At 48.5% G+C, this 15439-nt stretch carries 15 protein-coding genes; 5 read left to right on the top strand and 10 right to left on the bottom strand.

From position 1 onward, the window contains the following. Positions 1-90: 90 nt before the first annotated feature. From CRO25_RS33370 to CRO25_RS14300, 4 genes are all read right to left on the bottom strand, one after another. Positions 91-252 carry a hypothetical protein gene (locus tag CRO25_RS33370; protein ID WP_162842465.1) on the bottom strand — a complete coding sequence of 54 codons (162 nt, stop codon included), beginning with the start codon at positions 250-252 and terminating at the stop codon, positions 91-93. Between the two features lie 111 nt (positions 253-363). Next, on the bottom strand, positions 364-648 hold the full coding sequence (locus CRO25_RS14310; protein ID WP_063567583.1) for a hypothetical protein: 285 nt from the start codon (positions 646-648) through the stop codon (positions 364-366). 53 nt (positions 649-701) lie between these two features. After that, a complete protein-coding gene (locus tag CRO25_RS14305; protein ID WP_079695452.1) occupies positions 702-1700 on the bottom strand; it encodes a glycosyltransferase in 999 nt (332 codons plus the stop codon). Positions 1701-1718: 18 nt separating this feature from the next. Further along, positions 1719-2759 (bottom strand): phosphotransferase family protein, encoded by a 1041-nt coding sequence (locus CRO25_RS14300; RefSeq protein WP_079695451.1) that lies wholly within the window; start codon positions 2757-2759, stop codon positions 1719-1721. Between the two features lie 164 nt (positions 2760-2923). Between CRO25_RS14300 and CRO25_RS14295 the strand changes: the two genes are divergently transcribed. Both CRO25_RS14295 and CRO25_RS14290 read left to right on the top strand, forming a co-directional pair. After that, on the top strand, positions 2924-3535 hold the full coding sequence (locus CRO25_RS14295; protein WP_072733774.1) for a TetR/AcrR family transcriptional regulator: 612 nt from the start codon (positions 2924-2926) through the stop codon (positions 3533-3535). A 207-nt stretch (positions 3536-3742) separates the two neighbouring features. Continuing rightward, positions 3743-4324, top strand: a complete 582-nt coding sequence (locus CRO25_RS14290; RefSeq protein ID WP_079695449.1) for an NAD(P)H-dependent oxidoreductase — start codon at positions 3743-3745, stop codon at positions 4322-4324. 211 nt (positions 4325-4535) lie between these two features. Here the strand turns inward: CRO25_RS14290 and CRO25_RS14285 are convergent, their stop codons facing one another. The 5 genes from CRO25_RS14285 to CRO25_RS14265 all read right to left on the bottom strand — a co-directional run bounded on the left by CRO25_RS14285 (position 4536) and on the right by CRO25_RS14265 (position 9939). After that, positions 4536-5477, bottom strand: coding sequence for a 1,4-beta-xylanase (locus CRO25_RS14285; RefSeq protein WP_079695687.1), 942 nt, complete (start codon positions 5475-5477; stop codon positions 4536-4538). A gap of 116 nt (positions 5478-5593) precedes the next feature. After that, on the bottom strand, positions 5594-6631 hold the full coding sequence (locus CRO25_RS14280) for a glycoside hydrolase family 130 protein (protein WP_079695448.1): 1038 nt from the start codon (positions 6629-6631) through the stop codon (positions 5594-5596). A gap of 22 nt (positions 6632-6653) precedes the next feature. Then, on the bottom strand, positions 6654-7493 hold the full coding sequence (locus CRO25_RS14275) for a carbohydrate ABC transporter permease (RefSeq protein ID WP_079695447.1): 840 nt from the start codon (positions 7491-7493) through the stop codon (positions 6654-6656). Further along, a complete protein-coding gene (locus tag CRO25_RS14270; protein WP_072733955.1) occupies positions 7490-8377 on the bottom strand; it encodes a carbohydrate ABC transporter permease in 888 nt (295 codons plus the stop codon). The genes CRO25_RS14275 and CRO25_RS14270 overlap by 4 nt, the downstream gene beginning before the upstream one ends. 248 nt (positions 8378-8625) lie before the next feature. Continuing rightward, positions 8626-9939 (bottom strand): ABC transporter substrate-binding protein, encoded by a 1314-nt coding sequence (locus CRO25_RS14265; RefSeq protein WP_079695446.1) that lies wholly within the window; start codon positions 9937-9939, stop codon positions 8626-8628. A 222-nt stretch (positions 9940-10161) separates the two neighbouring features. On the opposite strand from CRO25_RS14265, the gene CRO25_RS14260 reads away from it, so the two are divergent. From CRO25_RS14260 to CRO25_RS14250, 3 genes are all read left to right on the top strand, one after another. Beyond that, entirely contained in the window at positions 10162-11343 is a 1182-nt protein-coding gene (locus CRO25_RS14260) for an AGE family epimerase/isomerase (protein WP_079695445.1), read from the top strand. Between the two features lie 2 nt (positions 11344-11345). Then, positions 11346-12530: a glycosidase gene (locus CRO25_RS14255; protein ID WP_079695444.1), complete on the top strand. Its 1185-nt coding sequence runs from the start codon at positions 11346-11348 to the stop codon at positions 12528-12530. A gap of 203 nt (positions 12531-12733) precedes the next feature. Further along, on the top strand, positions 12734-13747 hold the full coding sequence (locus tag CRO25_RS14250; RefSeq protein WP_072733779.1) for a LacI family DNA-binding transcriptional regulator: 1014 nt from the start codon (positions 12734-12736) through the stop codon (positions 13745-13747). Positions 13748-13905: 158 nt separating this feature from the next. Here the strand turns inward: CRO25_RS14250 and CRO25_RS14245 are convergent, their stop codons facing one another. Then, positions 13906-15333: a hypothetical protein gene (locus CRO25_RS14245; RefSeq protein ID WP_079695443.1), complete on the bottom strand. Its 1428-nt coding sequence runs from the start codon at positions 15331-15333 to the stop codon at positions 13906-13908. Positions 15334-15439 lie beyond the last annotated feature (106 nt).

Below are 15439 nucleotides of genomic sequence, written 5' to 3'. Positions count from 1 at the left end.
TCCTCCTATGGATTGGAAGATCCTGACCGCAACACAAAAAGAGCCGCAGGAGGTTAGCTCCGCGGCCCTTCAGAATTCAAGCAATATCGCTTATCGTCCGAATGAGGTCAAGGCAGGCATCTTCTCGCAAATGTTAATTTCCGTATATTCAAAATTGGACAGACTTCTCCCGTTGGTCAGAAAAGTATGAACAATGCCAGCCATAGCAATCGGCAGCTGGCTAATACGGTTGTTAAGCATCTCGTGATTCACCTGTCTTCACCTCCCTTGTCATAATTAATGTCAATATATCACAGACGAATGCATTCCTGCAACCGCCCTATCGACCAATTCACTCTTACTGTACAGCAGCTAACCCTCCGATTAATTCCGTCTCCGACGCCGAAACACTACATCCGTAATCGCCACCGTAATTAGTGTCAACATTCCCGCTGCACCCAGCGATGCACCAAGCAAGGCATAACCGATACCGTTCCACCCGCCAATCTCAATGCTAATCATGATCACAACGGCTCCGCCGAGCAAGGCCACACATGGCAGTATATATTGAACACCGGTCATTCGACGTCCCTGCAACCGATAGATAAGCCATTCGATCAGCAGCTGCACAGCCCACATGCCAAGCGTCCACAGGATGAGTACTTCCATAAGGTTCTCCTCCTTCTTGCTGAATGGTTAGAGCCTTCGCTACAGACCTCTCATTACTTCAACCAGTTGGCAAAGAACTCCCGGTATCCCTCTTTCATGATCGTGCGCGAAAAAGCACCAAAGGCATACTCACGGTTGTCTTCCGACACACTGCGCGGCGCGGCAGCAGCCATGTTCACCAGTTCAAACCAGTTATCCTCATTGCCTGCAAAGGCATGCGTGGAACGGATGTGTCCATAGCAGGCATGCTCCGGCTTCACAACCATTTTGCCCATCGCCATGGCTTCGGTCAGCGGCATCGCAAACGTATCAAAGGCCGAACAGCTCCAATACACCTTGGACGAGTTCATTAGGGTAAATACTTCATCCTGTGTCAGCGCGAATTGCAATTTTACGTTGTCCGGAATGTTGTATTTCTTCATGCTTTCCTCATAGCGGCGACCGCCGAACACCATGTATACTTCCTTGTCCGGGTTCTGCCGGGCATATTCCAGCACCAGATCCGGGCGACGATTCGCTTCATCCCGACCGATCCAGAGCACACGATTATGCACAACCTGACTCGGGTCGTAGTGGCGATGCGCCAGCTCTTCGTTGAAGCCGATCGGGATGACGTTCACGTCATGTACACCGAAATTCCGGCCCAGTTCTGTTTTCAAAAACTCCGTCTGCACAATTGCTTTATCCACCATCGTATAAAATGGCTTCATCATCTCATAACCCGTCAGCGCCGGGTCGGGAAAGCTGTGCGGGAACAACACACTCTTCGGTAAAAACATCTTCAAGAACGTAAACCCGGATACGGTGTAGATGACATGCTCAATATTTTGGCTGTATATCTGGTCCAGTACGATATCATAGTTCACCAGGTCGCCTTTCTCATGCTCATAACCCGGCAACCAGTCATACCCGCTAACATGGCGCTCCGGCGAGATGAACACAATCTCCACGCCCAGCTCCAGCCCAATCTGCTTCAGACGATCCGCAAATACGCGCGGGCCCTGTGCCTCCGTGAATTGAATTTTACGCATTACGAGTCCTACTTTACGCATGTTCTGCACCCCTCATTTCTATTCCCTACAACACTGCTTCATACACTGTTTCAGCGTCATTGCCGTCTCGTGCCACTGGTTCCGCAGCTGTTCCTCCGGCCATACACAGTCTGCACTTCTTAGATCCCCATCAATCAGACGCAGCATCCAGAGCGAGAATACAATGGCATACGCACTGTACCACCTTTTAAAAGAAACCTGGTCAACCTGAACGCTATGGCGCTCCAACCCGTCCAGATAAACATCGATAATCCGCTCCCGCAGCTCAGGCGTAACGGTTCTCGGGAACAGCGGATGCGATAGATCCACCAGATGATACACGTCCCAGAGAGCCGTATTCAGATGTGCATGCTCCCAATCGATAATCACCAGCCTGCCATTCACATCCGCCATGTTGCCGGGATGCAGATCTCCGTGACACAAGACACGAGGTAACTCCTCCTCTGCCGTATGGATTAGCGCGGCGATGTTGTGCCAATCCGATGGTGACAGCGAGATCTCCAGCTTGGACAACAAATCAGCGGTGGATTCCTTTTGCCCAAGCAGATCATCCAGTATATCCCGAATTGGCGGTTTCTGACCCACCCGGGGAAGCTCACTCCAATCAGCAACAGATAATGTGTGCCACTCCGCCATATGTACAGCAGCAGCCAGCATCATCTCTTCCCGCGAATCATGCACCAGTTCGCCCAGATCCTCATAGATGATCCAGCTCTGTTCCGCGTCAATTTCATGGTCTGATGCAGCAATTAGTGCTGGATAGATAGGGGGCAATACAGACAGCACATGCCTGGACATCCACTGTTCTCGCCCATATTGCGCAGGATTGGTAAGCGGTTTGAAAATATAACTTTCCCCGGTATGAACAGTGAAACGCTCCACATACTTGCCATTCATGCCTTTGTAGAGCCGTTTCCGGCTTGTTATATATTGTTCATTCAACGTCCCTTCGGGAGTCACCCAGCGATGCGCCTGCACGTCTTCATTCACGCCATTCACCTTCCATTTCATTCCCCAGGCTTGGAGCTGGTGCCGCTGATGTTTGCTTTGCAGCCCCACTTCTGTCCAAGCTCCTTTGCCCGTCTATCCGTTATTATTTCTATCCATCATACGTTGCCGTTCATAAGCCTGCAAGCTTTGAGCGAAAGCACTTTTCCTAGCGTTAAATAAGAGATTCTGAAATGGTAGTTGCAATTTAGTTAGTAATAACTTACTATACAATCATGAAGAACAAACCTCATGTCGACAGCAAAAAGAAAGACATCCTACAAGCGGCAATGCGCTTGTTTGCAACCAAAGGCGTTGACGGCATTTCCGTCAAAGAGATCGGTGACGCCGCCGGAGTAACGGATGCGGCGATCTACAAACATTTTAAAAACAAAGATGCCGTTGCCCTTGAGGCCTTCACCCAATATTGCGCGGACTATACCGCCCTCATTGACGGGTATGTTCGCCAGGAGGGCCCGGTGCTGGAACGCTTCCAGCAACTGATTACCGAAGTTCTCCACCTGCATGATGAAGATCCCTACGGACTGCTGTTAATTTCACAAAATCACGAGATTTTCATTGAAGCTGGAAGCAGTGAAGATTACCGCCAGCCGCTGGATGCGTTGATTGATCTAATCGATCAGGGGATTATGCGAGGTGAACTGCCCGCTCAGGATTCTCGGCTAACTGCCGTTTTGGTCATTGGTGCCATTACACGCATGGCCGTATCTAGTATGCAGGGTGAACTGCCGGAGCTGCTTGTTCCATACACCGGGGAGACCGTTCATCGTCTTGTGTCGATGTTGGGCCAGGGGGCAAATGATATGGGGCAGAAGCGGGCGGAATAGCTTTGCGAAGATCGTTCCGGTCTGTCGGCGATCAAGAGATGCATCTGATCGCACAGTGCTCCTGTGTAAAAACATTCTTTTAAATTAGAAGCGCCGGCTTCAACTGACTTTCAGGAGGTTCCTGAATATTTACCAGGTCATTCGTGACCTTTTCTTTTTGCACATGAGGTTAGTGTTCATTAACTAAAATAGTCAGGACGTGTCATCATTATGAAGAAAATATTAATTATTCAAGGCAACCCCGTCTCCCCAAGTTACAATGGCGCAATCGCCGAAGCTTATCGTAAAGGCGCTGTGCAGGCAGGTGCCGAGGTTCGCATGATCACCCTGAACGAACTAGAGTTCAACATGAATTTAGAGGGAGGCTATCGTAATAAACTGCCGCTCGAACCGGACTTGCTGGAAGCCCAAGAGGCCATTAAGTGGGCAGAGCATCTCGTATGGGTGTTTCCGATTTGGTGGGGAGGACCACCAGCTTTGTTCAAAGGATTCATCGACCGCATCTTCATGCCAGGCTATGCCTTCAAGTATCACAAAGGTAAACTTTTCCCGGATCAACTGCTCAAAGGTCGCTCCGCACGCATGATCACCACCATGGATGGTCCGAACTGGTACTACAAATGGTTCCAGGGTGAACCTGCACACAAAATGATGAAGATCTCCACCTTTGCTCTGACAGGCATCAAACCTGTACGCATAACACCTGTAGATCTGGTGGGCAAACAGTCCGAGGAACAGAGAAAGAAATGGCTGGAGAAAATTGAGCAGCTTGGACGGAAATTGGGGTAAAAAAACAACTCGTTCTTGAAGGATTTTCATATAATGTTATCACTAAATCAAACGATATATTCTTCTAACAATTTATATTCGAGACTATTTACATTTAATAGAAAGAAATTAAACTTAACCAAAAAAGATACTGCGTGCATAAGCACAGCAGTATCTTTGTCCATATATAAACGCTATTCAAGTAGATGGGATAACTCAACTCCAAGACAGACTAAGCTTCCAATGCAATGCCTTCATAGAACCGACGAATGACCTTCTCGGCTGGTTTACCATAAACTCCGTATCCATCATCACTCAAGGCATCTTGCTCCTGATGCAGATGGGCGCTCCAGTCCCACAGACCAAAGCCGCGTACCCACTCCCGCTTACTTGCATGACGGAACATGGCTTCATAGAACTGCTCCTGCTCTTCCGCATTCACTTCACCTTTCAATCCCCAGTCGTTCGGCACCTGTGCCGATCCACTGCGGCTAGGGCAGCCCGCTTCTGCGAAGAAAAAGGGTTTACCATAAGGTGCAATGGCCTGTTCAATCCGATCCAATTGCGCTTCCCAATCTCCGATGGGATAGTACCCACTGGACGAGATGACGTCCACGGCATCCCACCAATTCACATGCCCTTCCTGATACTTGTCGGTGTTGTAGGATACTAGCCCCGAATACACTTCACGCACTCCCGCGATGACCTCGCGCCATTCCTCGCTCCGACGCTCAGACTGCACCATCTCACAACCCACAATAAACATCTCGCATTTCTCACGCTCTGCAATGGCCGCATAATGCTTCTGATACACGGTATAACTGTGGAACCAGTCCTGCCATTTTGGCTCACACGGCACATCGATATCAAAAAAGTTAATGTGTGCACGCCATGTGCCATCGGTGCAATTGACGGTTGGTTTCAGAATGACCCGCAGTCCCAGTGTGCGGGCATAACGTATCATATCCACCAATTCATCGTCTTCCACCATATGTTCACCCTCATATTTGACCTCTACAGCCTGCGGACGATCCTGATGTGCCGCCAGTGCAAAAATAACATGCGAACTACCAGTGCGTTCAGCCATCAGACGCAAGGATTCTTTCGCTTCCGGCCTGCGGAAGTCTCCCCTGCCACTCATCCAGCCAAATGTAAATCCCTTGATGTATTCCATATGCATTGTTCCGCAATGCCCCTTTTTCAATTAATGTAAAATGAATGACCGAATGTATAACACGTCCCACTACGATTGCAGTACCATCAGCTTTTTTTAAAATTGTTTCACTTCAATTATAATTTGCCTTCCTCACGGTCTCCGGCAATGACTTCGTCGGTCTCGATAACGTATTTCACAATCTCTTCGACAGTGGTATAAGCCACTCCAACGTATGTGTCGGCTGCACCATAATAGATGGCAATCCGTCCTGTCTCTGCATCATGCAATGTGGCGCATGGGAAGACGACATTGTCCACAAAGCCTTGCTCCTCATACCATTTTTCCGGGGTCAGTACGAAGTTGGAGGAACGATATTTCACTTTGGATGGCTCATCCAGATCCAGAATGACCGCACCCATACTATAAACAAAACCATTGCACGTTCCGGTTACGCCGTGGTAGAACACCAGCCAGCCTTCGGACGTTTCAATCGGTGCCGGACCGCCGCCAATCTTGACCGATTGCCACCAGCCCTGACCACCTTTGCTCATGACATGACGGTGCTTGCCCCAGTACACGAGATCCGGACTTTCGCTCAGAAAAATGTCCCCGAACGGCGTATGTCCGCTGTCGCTTGGTCTGGACAACATCACATAGTTATCATTGATTTTGCGTGGAAACAACACGCCATTGCGGTTGAACGGAAGCATCGGATTTTCGAGACGTACAAACGTTTTGAAATCTTCCGTCTTCGCCAAGCCCAGCGCTGCACCGTAGAAATCGGTACACCAGATGATGTAATACGTATCTTCCACTTTCACCAGACGTGGGTCGTATGCATAGTTCGGCATAAAGGAATCGCCGTTCTCGTCCACAAAATTAATTCGTTGTTCTTCAATTTTCCACTTCAGGCCATCCTCACTGGATCCCATGTGCAGGTGTGGACGTCCATTAATGGTTTCTGCGCGGAATACTCCGATGAATTTCCCCTTATAAGGAATCACCGCACTGTTGAAAATACGGGCAACTCCCTTGACCGGGTTACGCGGCACAATCGGGTTGGCGGAGTGTCTCCATACCGGGCCTTCTGTTCCCTCCGGTTTATCCTCCCAAGGCATATTCGGCAATGCATCCCCAACAATGTGTACGTTTTTCGTATCAACAACTGTCATCGTTTCATTTCTCCCTTCGTTTTTATTTAACGGAGCCTTGTGCGAAGCCGTTGTAAATGTACTTCTGTAGCAGTAGGAAGATGATCATCGTTGGAATGATGGCGATCATGATCCCTGCGCTGATGACCTCCCACTGTGATCCGAACGGTCCCTTGAATTTGAAAAGAGCCGTGGATATGACCTGTAAGTTTGTCTTGGGCATGTACAGGAATGGTGTGTAAAAGTCATTGTAGATGTTGACACCCTTCACGATAATGACCGTTACAATCGCCGGTTTCAGTAGTGGCAGAATGATTCTCCAATAAATTGTGAAGTAGGAAGCGCCGTCCAGCATGGCGGATTCATCCAGCGCATTCGAGATGGAACCCAGGAATTGCAGGAAGATATACACCGCGATGATATCTGTACCAAGGTACATCACAATGGCTGCCCATCTGGTATTGAACAGGTCGAGCGCATTGATGATCTGGAATGTGGCGACCTGCGTCGTCACACTCGGAATGAGGGTAGCGAGCAGAAACGCGGCGACCATAATTTTCTTGCCTTTGAATTTGAAACGATCCAGCACATACGCGATCATGGAACCCGTTAAAGTGGCACCCACGATGGAGATGATCAGGATGATAATCGTATTTTTGAAACCGACCAGCATGTTGCCGTCCACAAAAGCCTTGGTATAGTTCGCAAAGTTAAGCCAGTTGGCTGGCGGGGCCAGCGGACTGCTGGTCGCATACTCTGCATTGGTTTTGAGCGATGCAAATAACACCACAACGATGGGTACAAGCGCAATGAACGCTGCGAGAATGAGTGAAGCATATTTAAATATGTTCGCAAGGGTATATTTGAATGGCTGCACGTTCATTCCTCCCCTTTCATGGTGACACGCTGAACCAGCGTAACAAGAATGACAATAAACAGCAGCACAACAGCCATTGCCGATGCCAAGCCCAGCTTGCCGTACTTAAATGCCAAGTGAACGGTCTGAATCACAAACGTCTCACTGCCGTTGGAACCATCGGTCATAATGTATGGAATATCGAACGCACTGATTGCGCCGCTAATCGCCAAAATCAGGTTGAGCTGCAGGATGCGTGTGATACTCGGCAGGATGATATGGCGGAACTGCTGCCAGCGATTGGCTCCGTCAATATCCGACGCTTCATAGACATCTTTTTGAATGGAAGAGATCGCACCCAGGAAGATAATGAAGTTAAAGCCCATGTATCTCCATACCGATGCGCCTGCGAGCGACACGTTAATAATGTTCGGATTCCCAAGCCAGAGCTGAGTGTATTGTCCAAGCCCTACAGCCTGCATGAGTGTATCGAGGGTACCATCCGGTTTGAAGAAAAAGAGGAAGATAAAGCCGATGGCTACGCCATTCAGCAGATAGGGGAAGAACAATATGCCTTTGAAAAAGTTTTTGCCGCGGATTTTGAAGCTAAGAATCGTTGCAAAGTAGAGGGCCAGACCCATTTGTACGAAGGTAGCCACAAAATAATACAAACTGACAATAAACACTTTAAAATACTCAGGGTCACTGAATATCCGCGAGTAGTTCTCAAACCCCACATAGTCGAACCTTTTGCTGTATCCGTTCCAATCGGTGAAGCTGTATTTGAACATATTAATGACAGGCAAATAAGCAAACGTGAACAGCAGTGCCAGCGGAATGATCGAGAAGGCACAGATGATAAATATGCGTTGCGCTGAATAGCCCCAATTCGAAATCTTCAAGTATTTCATGCTCTCCACTCCTCCAAGCGGTTCTGCCGCTTTTATATCGAAAGACTCCCGTCCAATGAACAAATCCGGCTGGATAATCAACCACCGAAGGTGGCATTTCACATCCGATATGCTGCTTCCAGATGCAAAATGCCGTAGGAAAAGGGGAGACCCTCTCCCCTCAGCCAAGGCGTGGTGCCTCGCTGTATTTCAGCGGTGGTCGGCCAACAGGTAGCGCCTTTACAGATCGATGAATCCCCGCAATCTGCTTATTTCGCCAGTTCTGTCCGCGCTTTAACCCATTTATCATTCAGATCCTTCATGATGTCATCGTACGATTCGCTGCGATTACCGATGGCAGCTTCAATAATGCGTTTCTTGAAGTCAGGCTGCCAGAGGCCAATCTCGCCTTCGTTGTCGATTTTGTCAACCAGACCTTCCTGTCCTTCTTTGGCAGGAGTCAGTGTGGAGAATGTAACGTCTTTGTATTGATCCAAAATCGGTGGCAATTCCGCATTTTTGTCTGCGCTCATGCCTCCGCCTTGCTCAACCGCATAGTTTGATTTCGCCAGGAACCAGTCAATCCATGCTTTCGCAGCAGGTTTGTTCTCGCTATTCACGTTCATGCCGATGTTATAGTCTGCTGCGAGTGGAACGACAACATCGCTTGCATTCGTAGGAAATGGCAAGAATCCGATATTATCCGGTGTATCCGTCAAGCCTTGAATTTGGGTAATCGCCCAAGATCCAAGCGCCATCGTTGCAATTTTCCCATTCGCCAGATCAGCCTTGGAGCTTTCCCAGTCGGTTGTGGTCGGATCTTTCTCAATCAGGCCATTCTTGGCTGCGTCGTAAAGCACTTTGTACAATTCATAGTGCGGCTTGCCAGCCACAAAGTTTTCATCCGTGTTCGGTTGGTCAATGTTTACATAGTCCACACTGCCTGCAACCGTCGGCAGATCTGCTTCCCATTGTGTCAAAGCCCAGCCGGAGGCATAGTTGGTGTACAGTGGAATCGCGTCCGTATTGTCTTTCACCAGTTGGAGTGCAGCCTGGAATTGCTCAGGCGTTTTGGGAACTTCCGCAATGCCAGCGTCCTTGAACACCTGCTTGTTATAGATGATGCCAGAGAACGTGATAACGGTTGGAATTCCATATATCTGACCGTCCACCATACGTTCTTCGATGCCTGTGTACTTCTCTTTCAGCTCATCGTACGTGCCTAGTGGTTCAAAAAAGTCCGGAATGTCGGCAATCGGTACACTGGTGGGGATCATCAGCACGTCACCATAATCTTTGGTACTCATACGAATCTTCACTTGTCCCTCATAATCGGCCAGTGCCTGGAAGTTTACTTTGACATCCGGGTATTCCTTATTGAACTCCGCGGCGTAATCTTTGAATACGCTATCAACAATATCTGTACGCTGTGTGAGCACGGTAATTTCACCCTTAATATCCGCAGGATCTGTACTGATTTCCTCTCCTGCCTGTGGAGATCCACCCCCGGAAGAGCAAGCGGCGAGCAGAGAAGTGATGAGCAGCATGGTAAGCAGAAGCATCCAGCCTTTGTTTTTTCTCATTTGGTTCTACCCCTTTTCTAAGTTAATTTAAGTTATCGTTAAGGTTACAAAATGAATTTTATTATGGTAACGTTTACCTGTCAATTAAATTATTTATTACTCAATCAGACTTTTTCTTGCAGGACTCGTTGACAACGTATTTTCCCGACACTAATATTAATCAATAAAGTTAACGTTAACTTAAATATAATTGAATCCTGTACTTTGAAGGAGCGCTCACTTATGACTAACACCAATGACACCAAAACTGAAATAAAAGAACACTGGGAAGGTCATATTCTACCATTTTGGTCTGCCCTCAAGGATCATAACAACGGCGGATTCTACGGCTGGGTCGGTAATGACCTTCAGGTCGATCCACTCGCTCCCAAGGGCGGAATCGCCACGGCACGACAATTGTGGTCTTTTGCAGCAGCCTACCGGGTAACCGGAAATGAAATCTGGCGTGATCACGCTGAACATGCTTACCGTTTTCTTGTGGACCATGTGATGGATACGGAGTATGGCGGCATGTACTGGATGGTGAATGCCAAAGGAGAACCAATGGACACGAGCAAGCATGTATATACGCAATCCTTCGGCGTCTACTCACTGAGTGAGTACTATCGTGCCACTGGGGATGCATCTGCTTTGGAACTTGCGAAAACGCTTTTTGCCCTGATAGAGGATCAAGGGCTGAATGCCGAATTACCTGCATACAAGGAACAATTTGATCGCTTCTGGAATGAACAGCCCAATGAAATGCTGAGCGAGAATGGTGTGATCGCGGATTACACGATGAATACGCATATTCACGTGTTGGAGGCCTATACCACGCTCTACCGAGTGTGGCCAGATCAGCAGGTGAAGACGGCGCTGGAACGCTTGCTCGGCATCTTATATGAACGGGTGTATGACAAGGACACGAAGTTTCTCGGGGTATTTTTCAACAAGGATTGGGACTCCATCATTGATCTACGCTCATTCGGGCATGACATTGAAGCCAGCTGGCTGATCGACGAAACGTTGAAAGTGCTGGGTCTGGATCAACACCCGGAGTATTCTGCGATGGTTACGGATATTGCCTATAACATTTCCAATGTGGCTGTACAGGCCGATGGCTCCCTGATGAATGAACAAGAGGGTGACCGTGTGGATGAGAAACGGATATGGTGGGTTCAGGCTGAGGCGATGGTCGGCTTCTACAACGCCTATGAGCGTACAGGTGATCCTTTGTTTTTGGAGAGAGTGGAACGCTTGTGGACATATACGAAGGAACATATTATCGATCACCGTGCTGGCGGGGAATGGCACTGGTCGGTAGACGGAAACGGCACACCGGATCAAAGCGAAATCGCCGGACCGTGGAAATGCCCGTATCACAATAGCCGATTCTGCATTGAACTAATTGAGAGGATGGGATAACGATGTTACACCCCAAATACAATGAATTATTGGAGCAACAGGAGCAGCTGCTTACGCGTCAAAATGAAATTGATTCTTCATTCTACAACGGCGTATATGATCGGTACCGTTATCCAGTAATCACACGACATCATGTACCGCTGCACTGGAGATTTGATCTGGACGAAACGACGAACCCCCACTTCATGGAGCGTCTGGGCATTAACGCTACGCTTAATCCGGGGGCCATCTATTTCAATGGCAAATACGTGATGGTCATCCGAACCGAGGGATTGGACCGCAAATCCATCTTTGCCCTAGCTGAGAGTGATAACGGTATCGACGGATTTCGCTTCACAGGCAAACCCTTAGTGTGGGAAGATATCGATGCCGACGAGACCAACCAGTATGATATGCGATTGGTTCAGCATGAAGATGGCTGGATCTATGGTATCTACTGTTCAGAGCGCAAAGACCCGGAAGCTCCGGCATTTGATACATCCAGTGCCGTAGCCCAGGCTGGACTTGTGCGGACACGAGATCTGATCAGCTGGGAGCGTCTACCCAACATCACAACCAACTCGCCTCAACAACGAAATGTTGTATTACATCCAGAATTTGTTGATGGTAAATATGCGTTCTATACACGGCCGCAAGACGGGTTCATCTCCACAGGCAGCGGTGGCGGAATTGCCTTCGGAATGTGCAATGACATTCTGAATCCGGTAATTGATGAAGAGACAATTATCGATGAACGCAAATACCATACCGTATACGAAGTGAAAAATGGCCAGGGCCCTGCTCCGCTCAAAACGGATCGCGGCTGGATTCACATTGCCCACGGGGTTCGCAACACGGCAGCGGGTCTTCGTTATGTGCTGTACACGTTCGCCACGGATCTGAATGATCCGGCACGCATCATCGCCAAGCCGGGCGGACATTTCATTGCTCCTTATGACGACGAGCGCGTAGGCGATGTGTCCAATGTTATTTTCTGCAATGGTGCGGTGGTCAACGAACAGGGTGAAGTTTTCATTTATTACGCATCCAGCGATACCCGCTGTCATGTGGCCACAACGACGCTGGATAAACTGGTCGATTACAACTTCAATACCCCATCTGATCCTTATCGTTCCCTGGATTGTGCCAGCCAGCGCGGTGACCTGATTGAGCGGAATGAGAAGCTTCTCCAAAAGCAAATGGTTTAAAACTGAAGATCAGCCTTCAACCGAAAATGCGGCATGCTGAAAAATTAGCGCAGCGCTAACCAGAATTTCTTTATTCCATGTGGGTAACGATGTATACTAATATGGATTGTTGTTATGTTTGAAGGAAGCGCTAACCATAATGACAGCACATTGTACGTAAACCGGCTTGAAGGAGGCGACCAAAGCTGAAGAACAATATCACCATGCGGGATATCGCCGACAAGCTCGGAGTTAGCAGTGTGACGGTCTCGAAAGCATTAAATGATAAAGATGGCGTCAGTGGCGAATTGAAGGAAAAAATTAAAGTGCTTGCCGTTCAGATGGGCTATCGGTATAACGCCGCAGCCCGTTCGATGAAGGAAGGCTTAACTCATAATATTGGTGTTATTATCCCGGAGCGTTTTACCGGACCTACACAATCGTTCTATGTACGTGTATTCCAGCGCATCACCAAACATCTGGAGGATCAGGGGTACTACGGTATTCTGCATATTCTGAATGTTCAGGACGAAGAGGAATTAATACTACCGAAGCTCTATAGTGACAACAAAGTGGATGGTTTCATTGTGCTTGGACAAGTCAGCAAGGAATATATCGAGCTGGTCCAGTCGATGGAGGTACCCAAAATGTTTCTCGATTTCTACGATGAGCATTCTGATATTGATTCTGTCGTTACCGATAACTTTTACGCTGCTTATGAGCTGACAAACGTTCTTGTACAGCAGGGACACCGCCGCATCGCTTATGTGGGGAATCTCTATTCTACTAGCAGCATTCAGGACCGATTCCTCGGTTATTACAAATCATTGCTGGAACATCGGTTGCCGATGAATCCGGATCTTGTGCTTAATGACCGCGATGAGCGAGGTACGTTTATTGAAATTGATCTGCCAGAGCAGCTGCCTACGGCATTTGTATGCAACTGTGATCAGGTGGCCCATCTGCTCGTTCAGAAACTGACTTCACTGGGTATTCAGGTTCCTGCACAATGCTCTGTGGTTGGGTTCGATAATGATATCTATGCCACACTCTCCGAGCCCAAATTAACTACGGTTGAAGTCGATGTGGAACAGATGGCGCGCACTGCGGTTCATTCCATGCTCAAAAAGATTGATAACCCGAGTCGCAGCTTCGGCCGCGTACACGTGAAGGGTAATATCATTTATCGTGATTCGGTAACTGCTGCACCTGCCCTTTCGGATAACGTATCTAACTAAAAAGGAACGAAGACTTCCCGTTCCACAAAAAGAGTGCTCCCGGCCATTACGGCTGCAGGAGCACTCTTTGCTTATGAAAAAAAGAGAAAGTGGTCAGGAACCACTATAGATCACGGCCACTCTCCACTCGATTCCAAAAACCTAACTCCTGTTACAGCCTAGTAACTCGTCTTCAGCCAGTTGTCTTTGGACCAGGATAATTTGCCTGCACCTGCTCCGCTCGAACCGGTGAGGCGTGCATTCAGTGTCGCTGGATCATCGGTAGTGTAGCTGTAAGGAAGTGCCGAGAATCCGTTCCAGGAGAAAGCTTTCACTGCGGCCGGAACCGGGCTGAGCGGACTGCCGGATGTATCACTATTTCCACGGAATGAGCTTCCATCCAGAGAATACATCGTATCATTCACCTGAATTTTACCGGTATACGTTGCATCGGCCGGATCCGTCTGGTTATTACGGACCGGGAACAGTACGTCTTTGATCACCGACTTTTCGACCAGTACTGCACCATCTTCAGTGGAAATCGCTCCGTTGCCGATGATATCAAAATGATACCCTTTGGACGAAATCGCCGTTGCCATCGCAGAAGTGATTCTGGATTTGGCCGCACGTGCCCCTGTCGCATCCATCACAATATTGTAGGCGTGCGCATTGCCTCCGCGCAGACGCGGCATGCGATCCTGGATATCTTTGTACAAGTTATGGTGCAGGGTCATGGACAGATTGGCATTGGCCGATTCGAAGCTGGTCGAACCAACCAAATGACCTTTTTTCTGAGGAGACGAAATGGCAATGATATCGGCTTTGCTGAGCCCAACCGCGCTGCTGCGCAGGTAGTTGTACATCGGATAGGAAGCCTTGTTCGCTTCCAACTCGTTAACTTGCTGGGTAACCCAGCTGTTTGAGCTGCCGTCATCCCCTTTGAAGAGGGACCAGGAGATGGTCACACCGCTCGTTCCTTTTTTCGAATCGACAAGCCCGTCATAGGCTTTATTGAATGTGCAGTGATCAATCCAAACGTTGCTGTTCTCCTCAAGAGTGATATAATCCCAGTCATTTTTGTCGTAGTCACCTTTGGTCGCTTCATCCCATTCCCATAACTCATCGAATTCGAGGTTGCGGATAATAACGTTGGAACTGCGTTTGACGCTGATGGCTCCGTGCTTGATCTTGGCCCCGTTGGCTGAGAAGATGGTCAGGCCATTGAAGCTGTCGATGGTCAGCTTGCTGACACCTGTTTGTTTCAGCACAGGATGAGTCAGCGCATCATTATGCTTGGCAAAAGGCGATGTCTGTGCAGCGCTCGGAATTTCGTTCCATCCCAGATTCAGGTCGTTCATAATCTCGACGACTTTGACACCGGAATTCTTTTTCAGCGCCGCTGCGAGATCCGTTGCATTGTATACCTTCTTATACTTGGACGTGTCAGATTCGCTGATGGTACCTCCACCCGTATTGCCTTGGGAGAAACCTGTAAGATTGTAATCTGCATTGCCTGCTGCCTGTACACTTGTCGGTCCAGACAGTAGGGTGAAGCCCAACGTCAGAGCCAGCGCGGCACTGCACCATGTTCGAATTTTGCTTTTCATAAAACCATTCCTCCCTAATTATAATGATTGCGTCCGTCCATCTCTGCCATCCGCATGTCACGAAGGACTTGTCCTAAATGTAAATGTTGGGAGGAATTACAACAAT

The organism is Paenibacillus sp. RU5M (genome assembly GCF_900221055.1).
Lineage (GTDB): Bacteria > Bacillota > Bacilli > Paenibacillales > Paenibacillaceae > Paenibacillus > Paenibacillus marchantiae.
The sequence above is the reverse complement of the archived record's forward strand: the minus strand, read 5'-3'. Positions and strand labels throughout refer to the sequence as shown.

What these genes read in the sequence shown, in the direction of transcription:
- CRO25_RS14310 (WP_063567583.1), bottom strand. Translation starts at nt 648, where the DNA reads ATGGAAGTACTCATCCTGTGGACGCTTGGCATGTGGGCTGTGCAGCTG.
- CRO25_RS14305 (WP_079695452.1), bottom strand. Translation starts at nt 1,700, where the DNA reads ATGCGTAAAGTAGGACTCGTAATGCGTAAAATTCAATTCACGGAGGCA.
- CRO25_RS14295 (WP_072733774.1), top strand. Translation starts at nt 2,924, where the DNA reads ATGAAGAACAAACCTCATGTCGACAGCAAAAAGAAAGACATCCTACAA.
- CRO25_RS14285 (WP_079695687.1), bottom strand. Translation starts at nt 5,477, where the DNA reads ATGGAATACATCAAGGGATTTACATTTGGCTGGATGAGTGGCAGGGGA.
- CRO25_RS14280 (WP_079695448.1), bottom strand. Translation starts at nt 6,631, where the DNA reads ATGACAGTTGTTGATACGAAAAACGTACACATTGTTGGGGATGCATTG.
- CRO25_RS14275 (WP_079695447.1), bottom strand. Translation starts at nt 7,493, where the DNA reads ATGAACGTGCAGCCATTCAAATATACCCTTGCGAACATATTTAAATAT.
- CRO25_RS14270 (WP_072733955.1), bottom strand. Translation starts at nt 8,377, where the DNA reads ATGAAATACTTGAAGATTTCGAATTGGGGCTATTCAGCGCAACGCATA.
- CRO25_RS14265 (WP_079695446.1), bottom strand. Translation starts at nt 9,939, where the DNA reads ATGAGAAAAAACAAAGGCTGGATGCTTCTGCTTACCATGCTGCTCATC.
- CRO25_RS14260 (WP_079695445.1), top strand. Translation starts at nt 10,162, where the DNA reads ATGACTAACACCAATGACACCAAAACTGAAATAAAAGAACACTGGGAA.
- CRO25_RS14255 (WP_079695444.1), top strand. Translation starts at nt 11,346, where the DNA reads ATGTTACACCCCAAATACAATGAATTATTGGAGCAACAGGAGCAGCTG.
- CRO25_RS14250 (WP_072733779.1), top strand. Translation starts at nt 12,734, where the DNA reads ATGCGGGATATCGCCGACAAGCTCGGAGTTAGCAGTGTGACGGTCTCG.
- CRO25_RS14245 (WP_079695443.1), bottom strand. Translation starts at nt 15,333, where the DNA reads ATGAAAAGCAAAATTCGAACATGGTGCAGTGCCGCGCTGGCTCTGACG.